This is a genomic window from Blautia hominis (genome assembly GCA_002270465.1).
In the GTDB taxonomy this organism is placed as follows: domain Bacteria; phylum Bacillota; class Clostridia; order Lachnospirales; family Lachnospiraceae; genus Blautia; species Blautia hominis.
Genome location: NQOF01000008.1, coordinates 245,621 through 263,259, shown reverse-complemented (window position 1 = coordinate 263,259; position 17,639 = coordinate 245,621). Strand labels below are relative to the sequence as shown.

Annotated in this window: 13 protein-coding genes, 1 other RNA gene and 2 other annotated features; all 14 genes read right to left on the bottom strand. The window is 45.5% G+C overall.

Going from position 1 to position 17,639, the window contains the following annotated elements:
* Nucleotides 1-16 precede the first annotated feature (16 nt).
* On the bottom strand, nucleotides 17-1,036 hold the full coding sequence (gene pheS / locus CI595_RS22765; protein WP_095175903.1) for a phenylalanine--tRNA ligase subunit alpha: 1,020 nt from the start codon (nucleotides 1,034-1,036) through the stop codon (nucleotides 17-19).
* Between the two features lie 102 nt (nucleotides 1,037-1,138).
* Nucleotides 1,139-1,370, bottom strand: a binding site (T-box leader).
* A gap of 44 nt (nucleotides 1,371-1,414) precedes the next feature.
* Entirely contained in the window at nucleotides 1,415-2,377 is a 963-nt protein-coding gene (locus tag CI595_RS22760; protein ID WP_095175927.1) for a YihY/virulence factor BrkB family protein, read from the bottom strand.
* Between the two features lie 71 nt (nucleotides 2,378-2,448).
* A complete protein-coding gene (locus CI595_RS22755) occupies nucleotides 2,449-3,906 on the bottom strand; it encodes a SpoIID/LytB domain-containing protein (RefSeq protein ID WP_095175926.1) in 1,458 nt (485 codons plus the stop codon).
* Between the two features lie 95 nt (nucleotides 3,907-4,001).
* Nucleotides 4,002-5,570 carry a spermidine synthase gene (locus tag CI595_RS22750; protein ID WP_095175902.1) on the bottom strand — a complete coding sequence of 523 codons (1,569 nt, stop codon included), beginning with the start codon at nucleotides 5,568-5,570 and terminating at the stop codon, nucleotides 4,002-4,004.
* A gap of 153 nt (nucleotides 5,571-5,723) precedes the next feature.
* The gene (locus CI595_RS22745) at nucleotides 5,724-6,788 is read right to left on the bottom strand and encodes an aldose epimerase family protein (RefSeq protein WP_095175901.1); all 1,065 of its coding nucleotides are present in this window, start codon (nucleotides 6,786-6,788) and stop codon (nucleotides 5,724-5,726) included.
* Between the two features lie 327 nt (nucleotides 6,789-7,115).
* Nucleotides 7,116-7,297: non-coding RNA, 6S RNA (gene ssrS, locus CI595_RS22740), on the bottom strand.
* A gap of 55 nt (nucleotides 7,298-7,352) precedes the next feature.
* Nucleotides 7,353-8,123: an HD domain-containing protein gene (locus CI595_RS22735; protein WP_095175925.1), complete on the bottom strand. Its 771-nt coding sequence runs from the start codon at nucleotides 8,121-8,123 to the stop codon at nucleotides 7,353-7,355.
* A gap of 133 nt (nucleotides 8,124-8,256) precedes the next feature.
* Complete coding sequence (locus tag CI595_RS22730; RefSeq protein ID WP_095175900.1) at nucleotides 8,257-9,948, bottom strand: phosphoenolpyruvate carboxykinase (ATP); 1,692 nt, start codon at nucleotides 9,946-9,948, stop codon at nucleotides 8,257-8,259.
* 122 nt (nucleotides 9,949-10,070) lie between these two features.
* The gene (gene thrC / locus CI595_RS22725) at nucleotides 10,071-11,558 is read right to left on the bottom strand and encodes a threonine synthase (protein WP_095175899.1); all 1,488 of its coding nucleotides are present in this window, start codon (nucleotides 11,556-11,558) and stop codon (nucleotides 10,071-10,073) included.
* A gap of 20 nt (nucleotides 11,559-11,578) precedes the next feature.
* Nucleotides 11,579-12,409, bottom strand: a complete 831-nt coding sequence (locus tag CI595_RS22720; protein WP_095175898.1) for a cell wall hydrolase — start codon at nucleotides 12,407-12,409, stop codon at nucleotides 11,579-11,581.
* A gap of 251 nt (nucleotides 12,410-12,660) precedes the next feature.
* A complete protein-coding gene (locus tag CI595_RS22715; protein WP_095175897.1) occupies nucleotides 12,661-13,551 on the bottom strand; it encodes a hypothetical protein in 891 nt (296 codons plus the stop codon).
* A gap of 131 nt (nucleotides 13,552-13,682) precedes the next feature.
* On the bottom strand, nucleotides 13,683-14,408 hold the full coding sequence (locus CI595_RS22710) for a hypothetical protein (protein ID WP_095175896.1): 726 nt from the start codon (nucleotides 14,406-14,408) through the stop codon (nucleotides 13,683-13,685).
* Nucleotides 14,409-14,459: 51 nt separating this feature from the next.
* Nucleotides 14,460-15,326 carry a hypothetical protein gene (locus CI595_RS22705; protein WP_095175895.1) on the bottom strand — a complete coding sequence of 289 codons (867 nt, stop codon included), beginning with the start codon at nucleotides 15,324-15,326 and terminating at the stop codon, nucleotides 14,460-14,462.
* Between the two features lie 243 nt (nucleotides 15,327-15,569).
* Complete coding sequence (locus tag CI595_RS22700; RefSeq protein ID WP_095175894.1) at nucleotides 15,570-17,225, bottom strand: 2-isopropylmalate synthase; 1,656 nt, start codon at nucleotides 17,223-17,225, stop codon at nucleotides 15,570-15,572.
* Between the two features lie 138 nt (nucleotides 17,226-17,363).
* Nucleotides 17,364-17,627: a binding site (T-box leader), on the bottom strand.
* Between the last annotated feature and the right edge of the window lie 12 nt (nucleotides 17,628-17,639).

Genomic DNA, 17,639 nt, shown 5'->3' with positions numbered 1-17,639 from the left:
TATCTCTTCTCTGCGATCAGAACTGCTTCAGGAATCTGGTGTCGTTTTCGTACAGAAGTCTCATATCATCAATCTCATATTTCAGCAGTGCAATACGCTCCAAGCCCACACCAAATGCGAAACCAGTGTATTCTTCCGGGTCAATGCCGCACATTTCAAGGACATGGGGGTGAACCATACCGCAGCCCAGGATCTCGATCCAGCCGGATCCTTTACAGAAACGGCATCCTTTGCCTCCGCACTTGAAGCAGGAAACATCCACCTCTGCGCTTGGCTCTGTGAACGGGAAGTGGTGGGGGCGGAATTTCGTCTTAGTCTCCGGTCCGAACAGTTCTTTGGCAAACTCCTCCAGAGTACCCTTTAAGTCCGCAAACGTAATGTGCTTGTCAATGACAAGACCTTCAATCTGATGGAAGGAAGGGGAATGTGTTGCATCCACTTCATCAGAACGGAACACACGTCCCGGTGCGATCATACGGATTGGCAGTTCTCCCTTCTCCATGGTACGTGCCTGTACCGGGGAAGTCTGGGAACGCAGACAGATTTTATCGTCAATGAAAAAGGTATCCTGTTCATCTCTGGCAGGATGGCCCTCCGGGATATTCAGTTTTGTAAAGTTGTAATCCATGTACTCCACTTCCGGACCTTCCACAACTTCATAGCCCATACCGATGAAGATACGCTCCACTTCCTCCAGCGCTATGGTGTTTGGATGCCTATGGCCAATCTCCATTTTCTCGGCCGGGAGAGTTACGTCGATGACTTCCGCTTTCAGCCTTTCCTCCATAACGGCGGCTTCCAGTTTAACTCTGGTATCCTCCAGATGTTTTTCAATCTGCGCACGAGTTTCATTTACCCACTGCCCAACCTTTGGCCTGTCCTCCGCAGCTACCTCTTTCATACCTTTTAAAACTGCTGTCAGCTCTCCTTTTTTTCCAAGAAAAGCAACACGTACATCATTTAATTTTTCCAGGGAATCCGACTCCTGGATGCGCTTTGCAGCTTCTTCCTGAATACGCTGTAATTTTTCTTTCATAGCAATCTCCTTATACGTTTTATTCCTGTAACTGTGAGGGTACTGAACAGTTACCAGTGCCTTAGTTACTTATTTCTGACAATAAAAAAAGACCCCACCCCCAAAAGGGACGAAGCCTGTAAAGTCCGTGGTACCACCCTTGTTCCCATCTGCTAAAAAGACAGCGGGCACTCGTTTCTGCTTAACGCACAGCGACGTCATTTCTTACTGCTATTTCAGAAATGCGGCTCCGGTGGGAATCTCAACGGTTATCTGAACTGAGAGGAGCTTTCAGCCGGTGACTCCTCATCTCTGACAGAAGATAAACATCTACTGACACCTTCACAGCCTTTTTCATGTATTGTCTGTAACCCATTTTAGCCACTAATTTGCATTCTGTCAAGAAGGTTTGTCAGCTTTTGTTTCTTTTTCTTCCTTTTTTTCTGCCAAATCCTCTGTTTCCTCCTCCTCATCCTCATCATCCCTGCCGATGAGCTGCTGATATTCTCTCTTGAGGGTCTCGGTGGCCACCTGATGCACCCATTTGAATTTTTCTTCAAAATAGCAGTTGATCTGGGCGCCTATCATCATGATATTCATACAGAAGTACATCCATAAAAGAATCAATATGATGGTGGTCATGCTTCCATACATATTCGATGTTCCCTCATAATAATCAAAATACAGAGAGAATCCAAAGGAAAATGCAGACCAGCTCACTGCTGTGAACACAGCCCCCGGCATCTGGCTTCTGAAGGTTGCCTTCCTGTTTGGTACAAACTTATACAAAAACAGGAACACCACACACAGGGCCAGGAGCGTGATGGTCACTCGCATACTGATTATCATGGATACCAGTTTGTCAAGGAACGGCAGATGTTTGCTCAGTTCCCTCTGCAGGCTGTTGCCAAAAACCTGGAGGATCAGGGTCAGTATAATGGCAATGACAAATACAAGTGTGTAAAATACAGAGCGAACTCTTGTCACAATATAATTCCTGGTCTCCTTCACCTGATAGATACAGTTAAATCCATTGGTCAGAGACTGGATCCCCTTCCCTGCAGACCACAGGGCGATGACACCGGAAAGGGGAACCACGGTCAGTGACTTTTCATACACCTCATTGACGATCCCCTGAATGAAGGTCTCAAAACTCTCGGGGCAGATCTGCATAACCGCATTGATCACCTCCTGCCTGTCAAGAGGCGTATACCGGACAGAGGTCATGAGAAGGAGCATAAACGGGATAAAGGAAAGTATGATAAAATAGGCAGCCTGTGCAGAGTAGGCTGACACGTGATTCTTATTCATATTCTCCATAAATCCGGTGACTGTGCGCACCACACTTTTTATTATCTTCATTTTATCTGCACCCGCATGTAATTTCCGCATTATTTTCCCATTATAGCATGTGCCCCTTCGGATGACAAGTTTCACAGAACGCTGCTGATATCAGCCAGCTCCACATTTTGGTAAAAATATGCAAGAATGTCCTGATAACTCATCCCTGCCTCTGCCATCCCTTTTGCCCCGTTCTGGCTCAGACCTACGCCATGGCCGTAACCGCCGCCGTTTATCACATATCCTTTAAGGACATTATTTTCATCCCGCTGTTCTTCCAGTGTAAAATATGCACTTGGGAGCAGATTAGAGCCTTTCACCACAGAGCCGTCTTGCCTTGTAATAGACAATCCGTCTGGTGACAGCAGGGCACGTATGTCGTACTCGTTGCTGATCTTGTAGACACCCTGGTCCGTATTGACCGCCAGATTCATGACAGCACCGCCCTCACCTGTCTTCTCCACATCTATCCCCCGGATTTCTTTTACTCCCGCGTATTTTGCCTGTACAGCAGACAACAGGCGTTTGGCGGAAAATGTGATACTCCACTGATGCCACGGCTCCTCTGCATCGTAGCTGCAGTCCACACTTTTCAGATAGGAAGCGGGCGCAGATACTTCCCACACCTCATCCGTGCTGGTTTTACCGCTGGAGGTGGAAAAGTAATAGGCTGTAATGGGCTGCCCGCCGCTCTCCAGAATTTCTCCCTTTGTCTCATCCACGGCTGCACTCGCCCCGGCATCCTCACCGCCGTTTTGATAGACCTGATAAGCCACACTGTCATCCACCTGGGCGCCCAGGTCAGCTAAAGCACTTTTCTGCATCTGTACACAGGCATATGTTCTGGCACAGACCGCCTGCGCCTTCAATGCTTCTTTGTCATATGAGGCCGGCATTTCACTGGGTACCACACCATACAGATACTCTTCCAGGGGCAGCGTATTTACAATGCGCAGGCCTCCCTGTTCCTGGTAAACGGTAAAATCCCCCCTGTAGGCAGGATTTCCCTGCTGCCTTTCCACTGACAGCAGGGTTGCCCTGTTTTCCTCTCCACCGGCCTGAAGTTCCAGCTTTCCATCCTGGAAAAGAGGACTGTCTGCAGTCAGCTCCAATGTCTCACCGTCTGCATAGTCCATCTCCTGGCTCCCTTTCAGATGATAACTGCCCTGAAACCGTAAGTTCACACTCTGGTGCGTATATCCTTTGTATCCGTCTGTCATAAGCAATACGGATATCCGGGGTTCCTGTACTGCGGCTGCTGCCGCTTCACTCTCTGGCTCCTGGGCAGCCTGGCCGCTGTTCTGTTCTGTATGATCAGCCTGGGCATCTGTGTCCGCAGAATCTGCGGCACTCTCCTGCCCCTTTTCCTCTGCATCCGCATTGTTCCGGGAGGAAGCCGGCAGGGTCAGACCGGCACTGGCCCGCTCATTTTCTTTGATCATATTCTCCTGCAGGCTCTGCATCCGGTAATCTTCCTGTCTTCTTACTCCCGCTCTGTTTGCCTGCCATACAATCAGGATTCCGATCACGGCAAGCAGTATGATCAGCATCTTCCATTTTAATTTCTGCTTCCAGTCCATATATTAATATATGAAAGAAGAAAAGATTTCATACCCCAAGGTCTTTATTCACAGCATGTCTGCCTCTATCCCAGATATAATTCCCTGTAATAGTCCAGCTCTTCCCCGATGATCTCATCTAAAACCTTCATTCCCAAAAGTTCCACCGGAGCCTTGTCATCTGTGAGGATTCTGTCCTTTCCTTCATAACGGACAAGCCCTTTTGAAACGGCTGCCATCATGTTCTGCAATTCTCCTTTTGGAAGCTTCTCAGCATTTTTTTCAAGCATTTGCGGAAGCATCATGTGATTAGATGCAAAGACTTCCATATTGGTCCCGCCTTCCACCGGTACGGTGTATACATACTTGAATACCGAAGCTATGGTATCACAGAGATAATCATTGATAGAATCCTCCGAACTGGATTTCATGTTCATGTTGACCACCATCACCCCGTTGTCCTTCAGATGCGTTTCAACCTGGCTGAAAAACTCAACCGAGGACATCTGAAACGGAATGGTGATATCCTGGTAGGCATCCACCATAATCACATCATAGGAGTCCTCAGAAGATGTAAGATAGGCTCTGCCATCCTCCACTGCTACCTCCACACTGTCCGGCAGTCCGAAATAGTCTGTGGCGATCTCCGCGATCTTCTCGTCAATCTCAGCGCCCTGGATTTTGGTTCCCGGAAAATAGCGGTCACAGTAATCTGCATATGTGCCGCTGCCCAGCCCAAGTATCATCACATGATTGTCCTTTTTTGTATTGACTCCCGCCATAACAGGGGCGGCCAGGGCATAGTCATAATACATCCCTGTCAGCTCCTGGTTTTTCGTCTTGATGGACTGCACGCCAAAAAGCACATTGGTGGACAGGATGGTCTGCTCCTCATCGTCCTTTACCTGCAGATAATTATAGATGGACTCATCCTCCAGCGTCACATCTTTTTCCCAGAAAGCAAAGCTGAATTTAGGCGTCAGCAGTGCCAGAATAAGCAGAACCGCCGCTGCTCCCACACATAGTCCTCTTTTTCTCTTAACCGTCACAAAGTAGAGCACAGCGATGGCGGCCAAAACCGCTGAAAATATGAGGAAAGTAGCTGCAGTCCCCACTGCCGGAATCGTTACAAAGGTAGGGAGGAAGGTACCGATAATACTGCCGATGGTATTTAAGGCACCCAGCTCTCCCACGGTCTTTCCATTGTCATCCAGATTGCTCACAGAAAACTTTACCAGAGACGGTGTCACGGTTCCCAGCAGAACACAGGGGAACGCAAAGATTGCCAGGCAGGTAAAAAGTGCTGCCCAGACAAGAAAATTGGATTTTATAAAAACCGCCAGCAGCAAAGAGATACCTGCGATCAGATATCTGCCCAAAAACGGTATGAGCGCGATCCATATTGCAGCGATCAAAAGCCTACGGTACAGCCTGTCCGGATCATGGCGCTTGTCCGCGGAACGCCCGCCCCATACATTTCCGATCGCCATGGCGATCATGATCACTCCGATGATCACGGTCCATACAATCTGGGAGGAACTGAAATAAGGCGCCATCAGCCTGCTCGCCCCCAATTCTACAGCCATAACAGACATACCGGAAAAAAACTCTGTTACATACAAAAAATATTTGTTTCTCAATAATCTGGACTCCATGTTTTGCCTCCTGTTGTCTCTCTCAATTATTACCCTGCCATAACTGCAGCCGCAAAAACGGGCTGCCCCAAGCCGTCCGCACCTCTATCCGGTGCCGGCGTGCCTGCTTACGGCAGCCCGTCTTCTTTTTTCGCGAAATTGTTCAGTATTATCTCACGCTTCTGTAACAAACTGATATATTGTGGTAGTATCGTATTTCTCCCCGGCTTTCAGAACGGAAGACTGGAAAGCAGCCTCATTGCAGGCATTGGGATAGTACTGTGTCTCCATACAGAAACCGGCACGTTTTGTATAGACACTGCCGCCCTTCCCATTTTCGTTGTTGATAAAATTGCCGATGTAGAACTGCATACCCGGAAGGTCCGTGAATACTTTCATGGTGATGCCTGTCTCATCGCTGTGAGCCGCCGCAGCCTCTTTTATCCCGCCTTTTTCCCTGCACAGTGCATAGTTATGGTCATAGCCGCCGCCGAAGATGAGCTGCTCATAGTCAGCTTCCACATCCTGTCCGATCCTTTTAGGGGAAGTAAAGTCCATGGGTGTGCCCTCTACCTTCAGGATCTCACCTGTGGGAATGGCTTCGGAATCGGAAACCGGCGTGAATTCCGGTGCATGGATCTGAACCATATGATTCAGCATACTCTCTGCTCCCGCATTGTGTCCTGCCAAGTTAAAGTAAGAATGGTTGGTCATATTCACAACGGTATCGGCATCTGCGCTTCCTGTGTAATGCATAACAAGCTCATTTTCATCCGTGAGCTTATATATTACAGATCCGGTAAAGTTTCCGGGGAAGCCCTGGTCGCCGTCCGGGCTGAAGATACGGAAGGTGATACTGTTCTCCTCCTCTTTCACTTCCTCCACATCCCAAACACGGGTGCGGTAAAAGTCAGGGCCGCTATGTAAATTATTCTTGTTGTCATTTTGAGCCAATACATACTCTTTGCCATTCACAGTAAACTTTGCTCCGCCAATGCGGTTTCCGTTTCTGCCGATGGGGGAACCGAAATGAGGTTTATTCTCATAGTATCCTTCCACAGTGTCATAGCCAAGAACCACATCTGTCAAATTCTTATCTTTATCCGGAACCATCACACTGACCAGTATGGCACCGAAATCTGTTACAGCTGCTGTCATGCCGTTTCCATTTTTCAGTTCATAGAGGAATACCTCTTTTCCTTCCGGACTCTTTCCAAAGCTTCTTTTTGTCACTCCCATGTCTTAATCTCCTGTTTTTCATGATTTGATCTGCATTTCTGTTGTTATAAACAAAAAGAGTCTGATTCTTCAGACTCTCGCATCAAATGCGGCGTTCCTGCTGCAAATGTTCGTTATTCGTAACTGTAAAAACACGAAACAGTTACCACTATTCATAATATACCCAGCCAAGTTGCTGTTATATTGTAACTATTCAATAGGTCTGCGCATTCACTGCGCTAACCGAAAGAAAGTGTACCACGGCCAAGCATAAATCCCATCGCCAAAGGCGATTCTGCATGGATTTTTGCCTGTAACTGTGAGGGTACTGAACAGTTACGTTATATTTATAATCCCAGGATGCCGTTTCCTACTTTCTGACTCCTAGCCTAAGCCAGGTGGGCAACCGCAACTGTTCTTCTGCCTTCCGCTGCGCAATGACGGCCTGACATCTGAACAGAAATATAGGAATCCCGTTTAAAGAAATGTAGGTTCAAAAACTGTAGGAGCATCGCACACCCCAGGATTACTTCGTATCTTTATTATACTCTAGTATATGAACTTTTTCAACAAAAATGCACACACTTAATAAATTTTTTCTTCAATATAAAAATTACAGATAGAACGCACTTTTTCCATATCCGCTTTTGTCTTCTCGTTCCCGTACGGTATGCGGTCAATGTTCCGGTTCATGTAATCCTGGTTTTTAATATACAGGAAACTGGAACGGAAGTTCAGGTCAAAGATAAACGCCAGATAAGAGATCCACATATCCATATGTGTGGTCCTCTCCCCCCGCCGGATACATCTGTGCGCTTCCACAGCCTGAAGGATATTCTCGGAGATTGGTTCCAGGCCCACTTCCTCCGCTGAAATTCCAAAGATAGCTTCTGCGTTCTCTGTATCTTTGACCCTGAAATTATCCAGCTTATCCGCGTCCCTGATGATCCTGCAGTGCAGGAGTTCTCTTCCTTGTATCTCCTCCGGAATCTCATAGAGGGAATGACAGGCAATTGCTATTTTGATAATACTGTCAAATCTGTCATCCTCAATGAAATTTCTGATCCTATTTTCATCAAAGAGGACTTTTACGCCAAACTCAGCATGGTCAAAGAGATTGTCATCGTAACTGTTAAAGGTTTTAAGCTGTTCAAACCTTCCGATGTCATGGAGCAGTGCAATGAGAAGCGCCAGTTCATGGTCCTCACCGGAAACCTTTTCTTCCCTGCAGATATAATCTGCTGCATCCAAAACGCAGAAGGTATGAACCTCCTTCAGCATGATCTTATCATCGCTTCTGTCATAATGACTGAGATACTGCCGGAAACTCTCTTTTGCATATTCCAAATCAATCATATTTTCATCTCCGCTGCCCGGCGGACGTATCCCCGGGTATGAAACAACAAAACGGACCGCCATCACTGACGGTCCGCCGCATTCATAGCAATAGTAAGTCCGCAAAGCGTTCTTTCTATTTTGATCACCTGAATTATTTCAGTTCATCAACAACTTTCTGGATTGCATCTAAAGCATCAGCAGGAAGTTTGTCATATCCATCTTTTTTGGTCTCGAATGCTTTGATCTCATTTACACGGTCATTCATACGTGCTTTGAGCTGCTCAACGTAGTTAGCGTCATTCATATCCGGAACGAATCCTTCCCAATCGAAGATTTCGATATCGGAGAACGGTCCCCAAGGTTTGAACTCTGCTTTTTTCTCTACGATTGCTTCCAGAATACCTAAAGTATCTTTCGGCTGAACTTTCTTGCCCATGAAATCGCCTGTGTTGATGATGTAGCAGTCTACATTTTTCTCATCAACCAGTTTTTTGAATTTCTCGTAGTCATCAGCTAACGGATATGTTCTGAACGGGTTAGCGTAAGGAACAACAACCAGCTTATTCGGGTCAACACCTGGTGCCAGACGCTCTGCTGTAGAACGTTTTGTAGCCAGAGTAGCACCCATTACAGATGCCAGGGAAGCACCTTTTAATTTAACTACTGGCGGAATAGTCGGGTCTTTCATGATCCAGAAGATTGCATTAACCGGCTCGTCGATCTTGTCAACGCGGTTCGGTGCCCACAGTTTGGATTTGATCGCACGTCCGTTACCATTTCTGATATCTTCTGTTACAAGCTGGATGTTTCCATCCTCGTCTAATGTAGCAGAGTTATTCATGGATGTCAGAAGGAATTTGTTGTCATCACATCCTGCCGGATAATCCTGTGTTTTATCGAAGTATGTAGGCTCTAATGCTACGGAAGCACAAGTATCTGTGTTGATGATGAATGCATCATCGTGCAGAACTTTGATTTCGTATTTGCCATTGTGTTTTGCATGTGTGATCGTGGATTTACCTGATCCTGACAGACCGTATACAGATGCAACATATTTGGAACCGTCAGCAAGTGTGTACTCTTTCTGTCCGCCGTGGCATGCTGCATAACCATTTCTGTTGGCAATTGCCCAAGCCATAGTCAGAGTACCTTTTTTGTGCTCACCAAAGTATCTCATACCAAGGATACAAGCACAGTTCTGATCTGTGTTGAAGTAGCACAGAGTCTGCGGATCGCTTAAGCAGCTGTAGTCAACACCCGGAGTGCTTGCCGGTGCCCACTGAGGATCTGAGAAGATGTAAACATCTGCTTCTTTTCCTTCGCCTACAGGCTGAGAATTTTTATACATTTTAACATAGTCATCAGACATATACTGGAAGTTCAGCATCCAGGAGTACATGATGTTCTCTTCGCCTTCCGGAATCAGCAGATGAGCTTTTACCATGAATTCAGGATCCAGACCTACATATACCTCTGCATGGTACATGGTTTTCCAGCGGGCTTCATAAATAGCATCCATAGCCACTTTGTCAAGAGCTGCGCAGTCAACACCTGGTTCTCCGGCGATGCGGCGTGCGGCTGCATAACGTCCTGTGATAGCACCATCGTTGAATAATAAAACTTTAGCGTCTCTCTCAAGACCAAACTCTTCGCCTCTATAAACAGGCATGTCTGTAACGACTGTTCCAGGTGAGTTCTTCGCTAATTCATATGCCTCTTTTAATGTGTTAACCTTAACAACATTGTTGCCATAGAACGCTGCTTCAATAATGGAACGAGTTTTGCTGAAGCCAGTTTTGCCTGCTCCAATCTCGTTGATTGGGTAATATGCTTTTGTTGACATATGGTTTCCTCCTTAATCTTATCTCAAAGTCAATTTATTATCTCATGTAAGTTTTTAAAAGTCAATACTTTAACAATGTATTTTCTTGACGATTTTTTTACATTTTATAGAATTTTTATATTTTAAATCCCAAGGACATTTTTTACTGCTACCGGCATCTCCGGAACATCCACAACCGTATCATGGAGAACAGGAGCTGTACGAATCTCCTCAATGGCATTGGGCACCTTCACATTTGCAATTTTGGACAATTCATCCACCAGCTCAAAATCACCCATGGAATCATATTTGCTGTCAATGGCATTCATGACGCTCCTTGTGAATTTAAAGGGGCTGGCTGTGGAGGCAATGACCGTCTTGGTACTATCCCCGGTCTCAGCCGCGTATTTACCGTAAACACAGGACGCCACAGCTGTATGGGTGTCGATCACATAGCCTGTTTCCCCGTAAAGAGCCTTTATTGCTCCTGCCGTTTCCTCCTCTGTGGCAAAATTGCCATAGAAATCCGCGAGCTGGCTGCGCATCTTTTCTGTGATCCGGTAAGTCCCGCCCTTGGAAAGCTGCTCCATCATCTCACGGTTTTTGTCCGCGTTTTCCCCTGCAATGCGGTAAATAAGCCTTTCTAAGTTGCTGGATATGAGGATATCCATGGACGGAGATGAAGTCAGAATGAAATCACGGTTCCTGTCATAACTTCCGGTGGAGAAGAAGTCAAAAAGGACTTTATTCTCATTGGAAGCACAGATCAATTTGTCTATAGGCAGCCCCATATTTTTCGCATAATAGGCGGCCAGGATATTTCCGAAGTTACCTGTGGGCACCGTTACGTTAATTTTTTCACCATCTTTTATCTCACCGTTCTTATAAAGGTTCACGTATGCGTAAACGTAGTACACGACCTGAGGGACCAGGCGGCCGATATTGATGGAGTTGGCAGAGGAAAACTGGAAGCCGGCCTTGTCAAGCTCCTCCTCCATTGCCTTGTCATTGAACATTTTTTTCACTGCAGTCTGGGCATCATCGAAATTGCCTGTGATCCCCACCACATATGTATTATTTCCCTTCTGTGTCACCATCTGTTTTTCCTGAATAGGGCTGACACCGTTCTTGGGATAAAAAACAATGATCCTTGTACCCGGCACATCCGCAAAACCGGCCATGGCTGCCTTTCCTGTATCGCCTGAAGTGGCAGTGAGGATCACAATCTCATTTTTTACATGATTTTTCTTGGCAGAAGTGGTCAGAAGATGGGGCAGAATGGAAAGTGCCATATCTTTGAATGCAATGGTCGCTCCGTGGAACAGTTCCAGATAGTATGCACCTCCCGCTTTTACTAAAGGTGCTATCTCTTCTGTATCGAATTTGGAATCATAAGCCCTGGCAATACATGACTTTAACTCTTCCTCTGTGAAATCCGTAAGAAAACGGCTCATAACTTCATAAGCAATTTCCTGGTATGTCATCTCTGCCAGTCTGTCCATGGGAACATCCAGCTTAGGAATCTCTGTAGGCACGAATAAACCGCCGTCCTTTGAAAGTCCTTTTAAAATTGCTTCGGATGCCTTTACGCATTCCCCTGTTCCTCTAGTGCTTTTGTACAAAATCTCCATCTCTTTAAGTCCTTTCTTCTTTACGGATACGTGAAAAAGTCATGTACCCCATATTGGAATAAAAATTTTAAATCCTCTTTAAACCATTTAATATTGTGCTGCTCCGCGTAAGCCTCTTCCATAAAGAACAGCGCACCTTGGGAGTAATCCTCCCCATCAATCGCCCGGTTGACCGCCTCTCTGGTTCCCTCTGAAACGGTAACCGTATTGATCCTGCCGTCAACTGTAGGAGAAAACTGGGGACTTCCGTCCGAATTCTCCCATACCACATCATGGATACTGTTTGGGAAATCCGGGCTTTTCACCCGGTTAAAAATCACATTTGCCACCATAATACGGCCTTTGATATCCTCTCCTCCGGCCTCCGCCTCCACTATCTTCAGAAGCGTCTCGTAATCCTGATCTGTCATCCTGAGCAGCCCCTCAGAAGCACCGATGGAGTGATTCTCCAGTTCAGCCACGCTGGTGGCTGTCTCCTCGCTGAAATCAAAATGTGATTCCTGCACCTTTTTGCCTGTTCTCTGCCCTACCAGCACAGCTTCACAGGAGGTGCCAAGCCGGTGTACTTCGCTCCGGGTATCCTGACTTATCAGTACGCCTGAAATAATTGCGTCCAGACCGTACAGCTGTTCTTCCTCCGGTTCGTCCTTGTCTTTGGGCGGATCTTTGTCATCACTCACAGATGCATATACATTATTTTTTCCACCTGCATGAAGCCCGTGAAAGGTAAATGCCACGGCAGCGATCACCACCGCCCCGGTCACAACCAATGCACAGGTTCTCCGGCTCTTTTTAGATATCTTCCGGATCAAAAATAAAAACCCGGCCGCAATCGTACGAATAATGTCCATACCTTTTTCCTTTGCCTGTTTTTCTTAGTCGAATAGACACCAGTCATAACTCTTTGTTCCGATACTGATGTCATGAATTATATGGATTATAAAATATTTAGGCAATGGAAGTCAATAAGCCGGGGCGTCTTTTAGCTAATCTTCACAATATTATCTAATTTACTGACGAGTATTTTATACACTTTTTCGTGCTTTTTTCCTCTATTTCACTAAAATCAGTGACTATCTGTATTTACTTTTATTCTATCTGCTCAGGATATCCATGCGTCCCCCAGGCGGTAAGTTCCTGCTCCGTCTTTAAATGTTCCTTTGCAGGATTCATACCCAATAGCCCCAAGACCGGAACGCCATTTTTCCACATCAAACCGGAAGCTGTTATTTTTCGTCTCTCCCGCTTTCATGGTTATCAAAACCCCTTCCGGAAAATACAGGTTCCCCACATCGATCAGTCCCTCTTGTGTCAGTTCCTCCCAGGTAGATAAAATCACATTTAAGGGTTTTGTGGCGCTGTCCGCTAAATGTGTCTGTTCCTTTGTTAGCTGTGACCACAAAAGGAAGCGAATGCTCTCCTTCTCCTGTTCCGTCAGATTCTCCGCCTCTGTCAGATCAAGAGCCACTGTGCTGATATCATCGTTCAAGGCCGCATCTGTATCGTAGATTTCCTTCAGGATGTCCAGATACAGGCCGATCATGTCATTCTGCTGTTCCAAAACACAGACTTTCTGAACGCCTGTGATTCCCAGAGGATAACGTTCCATATAAGTTCCATTTGCGGCAGCTGAGAGACGGATCCGCATTCCGGGGCGCAGAGCCTCCCGCTCTATTTTCTTTCCGTGCTTATCATAAAAAAGAGGGGCACTTGTGTCAAAGTCAGCCAGTCCCCCACTCTCTTCCCTATCCTGCAAAAACAGAATCGAATTTTCGTCTACCCTGATCACCTTTCCGGTAATTTCAATTTCCTGCTGTGAAGTTCCCTCTTCCTCCTGAGGTATCTTTTCCTCTTCTGAAGCCCCATTACTTTCCGCTCCGGATCGTTTATTCCCGTCACTTGTTATGGGTACACAACCTATCAGCAATGCCACACATAATGCTGATACCAAAATAAAAATACGGCCGCTCTTTTTTCCCTTTGTCTTTTTCATAAAGTTTCACCTCATTTTCTGATATACACAGCAATCGTTACCCTTCCCTATTAAGTGTCTGCGGCTTCTGCTTTTGTTGCATATATCAAAAATAATGGCTTAACATCTGATCGGTTCGTTTAGAAGGACGTTTATTCTGCTGCATGTATCTGAGACGCAATCTCCTCCAAAGTAAACATGTCATCCATACCTTCTTCTAAATCCATGTTTTCCTGCACCTCTGCACGGTTGCGGTGATCCCAGAGTGTATTCACCCTGACAAAACAATCGTCATCTATTTCCATATACTCCCCTTCCGGTCCGTTTATTCTGGTATAGGTTCTGTCCGCATTGTAATCTGCGGATTTTTGAAGAAAATAGACACTTCTCTGGTTTGTTTCCAGCATAATATCATCTTTCTCTGTCTGCTGCAGATAGATATGTTCTAACTCTTCATCGCTGTACTGTTCATATATCCGGCGATAGCTTTTCTTTTCCTCCTTGGACCAGATTTGGTCCATATAATCCTTTACGGATACATATCCCTGGTCTTTTACTATTTTAATTTGTTTTCCTTCTTTATAGTTTCCTTTGAAAGACCGCAGAACTGTAATATCTGCTTTTGTGTGGCACATGCCGTACCAGTCAATGTAATAACGGATGCCTTCAGCTTTGCCGTAGACGATCACATCACTATCTTTGACCAGTGACGCGATATCGGGGTAAGAAGCATCATATTCGTAAATCACTTGATCATTACAGGATACGATCGTATCTTTTGTGATCTCCTCTGTATTTATTTTTAATTTTCTTACACCGCTGCAGCCTGTAAGACATAAGGAACAAAGCATCAGTATTGCGCCCTTTCTTATTTTCATCAAGTTCCTTCCTCCCTAAAGATAAAAGATCAATGACATAATCCCCAAAAGTTAGGGAGTGCTGACCTGACCATCTATACAATTCACATAGTATGTTCTCCCATCTTCCATCTCGTAGTACCAGGCAGGTATGTATTCTTCCTCTCCAATTCCTGCAAATACTAATTCAACATGATTGGCCATCCTTGCTTCTTCCGTTTCACCAAATCCCAATTTCTCATTTTCTTTTGTTATTGCATTTGCCAGTAGTATTTTTGATAGTTCAAAATCCACTTTTTGAACCAATCGGTTATATTCTGCTGCGTCCGTTTTTTCAAATTCATTCCATTCAATCGTACCATGCTGTATGCCGGAATCATCCAGCATTACACTGATACCTTCATACTGTATTTTTACACCATCGTATTCGTTTATATATTCAAACCTATATCCTATAACGGATTCTTCCGGTTCATCCCCCAACATTGTTTTACACATATACGACACCAGAAGCTCCTTATCATCCAGTTGTCTTACATCAAACCCTTTAAATGCTGTTTTAATCCACTCATTTGCCTTTGCAGCAGCCTGTTTTTCGTCAATACTAACTGCTTTATCTCCAATCTCACCGTATGTTATACTGGTTATCGTCCCACTTTTCTGGATCCGGCCTCCAAGCTCCTCATTTCCTTCGTAAGACTTATCAATTTTTCTTAATGTATAATCCGGTATGATCTTTTCTGCCAGCTCTTCCATATCTGTTTTAAATGTCAATGGCCGGCTTGTTAATTCTATATCCGGCTTCTGCGTACTTTCCTTCTTAATCTCTTCTTCAGGCATTTGTTTCCTAGGGGATACAGGATTTACAGAACAGCCTGCGATCGTACTCCCGATAGTAAGAGCCAGAATCAATTTTATTACTGTTTTTCCGCTTTTCAATATAATAACTCCTTTGTATGTATTTACAATATAATAATATCACATACCTTAGAAGCCTTCCACTATGCTTTTCCTTTGTATTCTTTATGGAATTATTATTTTATATCCTCCAGTTAGATGAAAAAAGATATGGACGGGAGGGCAAAACAAAACCGGGCGCATATCAACTGACAGGCGCCCGGTTTTTCAATCCGCGTATTTTCTTTTATAACTTTTATAATATGTTAATACTCTTTAGTTACATTATCGGTTATTAATAGCTGTCACCAATGCGTCAATGGATGCCCTGATTATGTCAGAATCCACACCTGCTCCCCAGGCCAGGCTGCCGTCCGGTTTGCGGATACCCACATAGGCAATGGCCTTGGAACTGGAACTCTGCTCCAAAGCATGTTCCTGATAAGTTATCAGATCATACTGGAAACCGTATTCCTTCTTCAGTGCGTTGCTGACTGCATTGAGACGTCCGTTTCCTGCTGCCTCTGTTGTCACTTCACGACCGTTAAAGCTGGATGTCACCTGTGAGGTAATCCCCCCGTCCTTCTGCTGGAAGTGAACACTGCAGATTTCCAGCGGAGATGTAACATTCTCAAATGTCTTTTTGAACAGCTCGAATATCTGATCAGGCAGTAATTCTTTCTGTGTATGGTCTGAGACAGCCTTTGCTGTATATCCCATAGCTTCCCGCATCTTTGCCGGAAGATTCAGTCCGTATTTTGTTTCCAGAATATAACCTACACCGCCTTTTCCGGACTGGCTGTTTATGCGGATAACATCTGCGTCATAGTTCCTTCCCACGTCTTTTGGATCAATGGGGAGATACGGAACGGTCCAGTGTTCCGGCTTCTTTTCATCCAGCCAGTGCATGCCTTTTGCAATGGCATCCTGATGGGAACCGGAGAAGGCTGCAAACACCAGCGCACCGCAGTATGGGCTTCTTTCACTGATCTTCATGCCTGTGAATTCCTCGTATTTCTCACAGATGGCGCTCATATCGGTGAAGTCCAGGTTCGGCTCAACACCCTGGGAATACATATTGAGCGCTAAAGTAATGATATCCACATTACCGGTCCTCTCACCATTTCCAAAAAGTGTGCCCTCTATACGGTCTGCACCGGCCAGAAGTCCCATTTCCGAATCAGCCACGCCGCATCCTCTGTCATTATGGGGATGAAGGGAAACAATAACGTTTTCTCTGTACTTCAGGTTCTCACAGATATATTCCACCTGGCTTGCATATACATGAGGCATGGAATGTTCCACTGTCACAGGAAGGTTAATGATAGGTTTCCTGTCTGCGGTGGGCTGCCAGATATCCAGCACTGCGTTGCACACTTCAAGTGCATATTCCGGTTCCGTTCCTGTAAAACTTTCCGGGCTGTACTCAAACCGGTAGTTTTCCCCTGCTTCCTCTGTAAGCTGTTTTAAAAGTTTCGCACCTTCCACTGCAATCTGCAGGATTTCTTCCTTTGATTTCTTGAACACCTGCTCACGCTGTGCAACGGAGGTGGAATTATATACATGGACAATTACATTCTTCGCACCTTTTACTGCATCGAATGTTTTCTTGATGATATGTTCTCTGGCCTGTGTCAGGACTTGAACCGTCACATCATCCGGGATCAGATCCTCCTCGATCAGCTTTCTGAGGAACGTATACTCTGTCTCAGAAGCTGCCGGAAATCCTACTTCTATCTCTTTAAATCCAATATCCACCAGAAGCTTGAAAAACTCCACTTTCTGTTCCAGATTCATGGGGATAACAAGTGCCTGGTTGCCGTCACGCAGGTCAACGCTGCACCATACGGGAGCTTTGTCCACATACTCCTTTTCCGCCCACTTCATGCATGTTACCGGCGGCATGAAATACTGTCTCTTGTACTTACTGCAATTTTTCATTCTTTTTTCCTCCTGACTTTGTTATGGATACCTATATCTAAGCTTTTATGACAGGCGGTATGCCCGGACCTCCAGGGATTTCTAAAACTGCCCAAACGGTATAAAAAAAGCCCCTCATCTTTATTACAATATGCTTGTAATAGAGACGAAAGACTACTGTCCTGCGCGGTACCACTCTACTTTATGAATATACTTCATACGCTTAATAAGATACAGATATGTACACCTTATATCTTTCCCTTCTGATAACGGCGGGGTTCCGTCTGCGTCTACTGTTTCCTTACGAAAGTTCGGGCAGCTGCTCCAAGGGCAGTTCCAGATTCTGCGTCTGCCGCTTCACACCAGCCAGCGGCTCTCTGAAATCCGATATGAATCTGTACTAATCCTTATCTATGCATTTCTCTTATTGCAACA

Coding starts and splice junctions, on each gene's coding strand:
- CI595_RS22700 (WP_095175894.1), bottom strand. CDS start 17,225: ATGAAAAATTGCAGTAAGTACAAGAGACAGTATTTCATGCCGCCGGTA.
- CI595_RS22715 (WP_095175897.1), bottom strand. CDS start 13,551: ATGAAAAAGACAAAGGGAAAAAAGAGCGGCCGTATTTTTATTTTGGTA.
- CI595_RS22745 (WP_095175901.1), bottom strand. CDS start 6,788: ATGGGAGTGACAAAAAGAAGCTTTGGAAAGAGTCCGGAAGGAAAAGAG.
- CI595_RS22750 (WP_095175902.1), bottom strand. CDS start 5,570: ATGGAGTCCAGATTATTGAGAAACAAATATTTTTTGTATGTAACAGAG.
- CI595_RS22755 (WP_095175926.1), bottom strand. CDS start 3,906: ATGCTGATCATACTGCTTGCCGTGATCGGAATCCTGATTGTATGGCAG.
- CI595_RS22735 (WP_095175925.1), bottom strand. CDS start 8,123: ATGATTGATTTGGAATATGCAAAAGAGAGTTTCCGGCAGTATCTCAGT.
- CI595_RS22760 (WP_095175927.1), bottom strand. CDS start 2,377: ATGAAGATAATAAAAAGTGTGGTGCGCACAGTCACCGGATTTATGGAG.
- CI595_RS22730 (WP_095175900.1), bottom strand. CDS start 9,948: ATGTCAACAAAAGCATATTACCCAATCAACGAGATTGGAGCAGGCAAA.
- CI595_RS22710 (WP_095175896.1), bottom strand. CDS start 14,408: ATGAAAATAAGAAAGGGCGCAATACTGATGCTTTGTTCCTTATGTCTT.
- CI595_RS22720 (WP_095175898.1), bottom strand. CDS start 12,409: ATGGACATTATTCGTACGATTGCGGCCGGGTTTTTATTTTTGATCCGG.
- thrC (WP_095175899.1), bottom strand. CDS start 11,558: ATGGAGATTTTGTACAAAAGCACTAGAGGAACAGGGGAATGCGTAAAG.
- pheS (WP_095175903.1), bottom strand. CDS start 1,036: ATGAAAGAAAAATTACAGCGTATTCAGGAAGAAGCTGCAAAGCGCATC.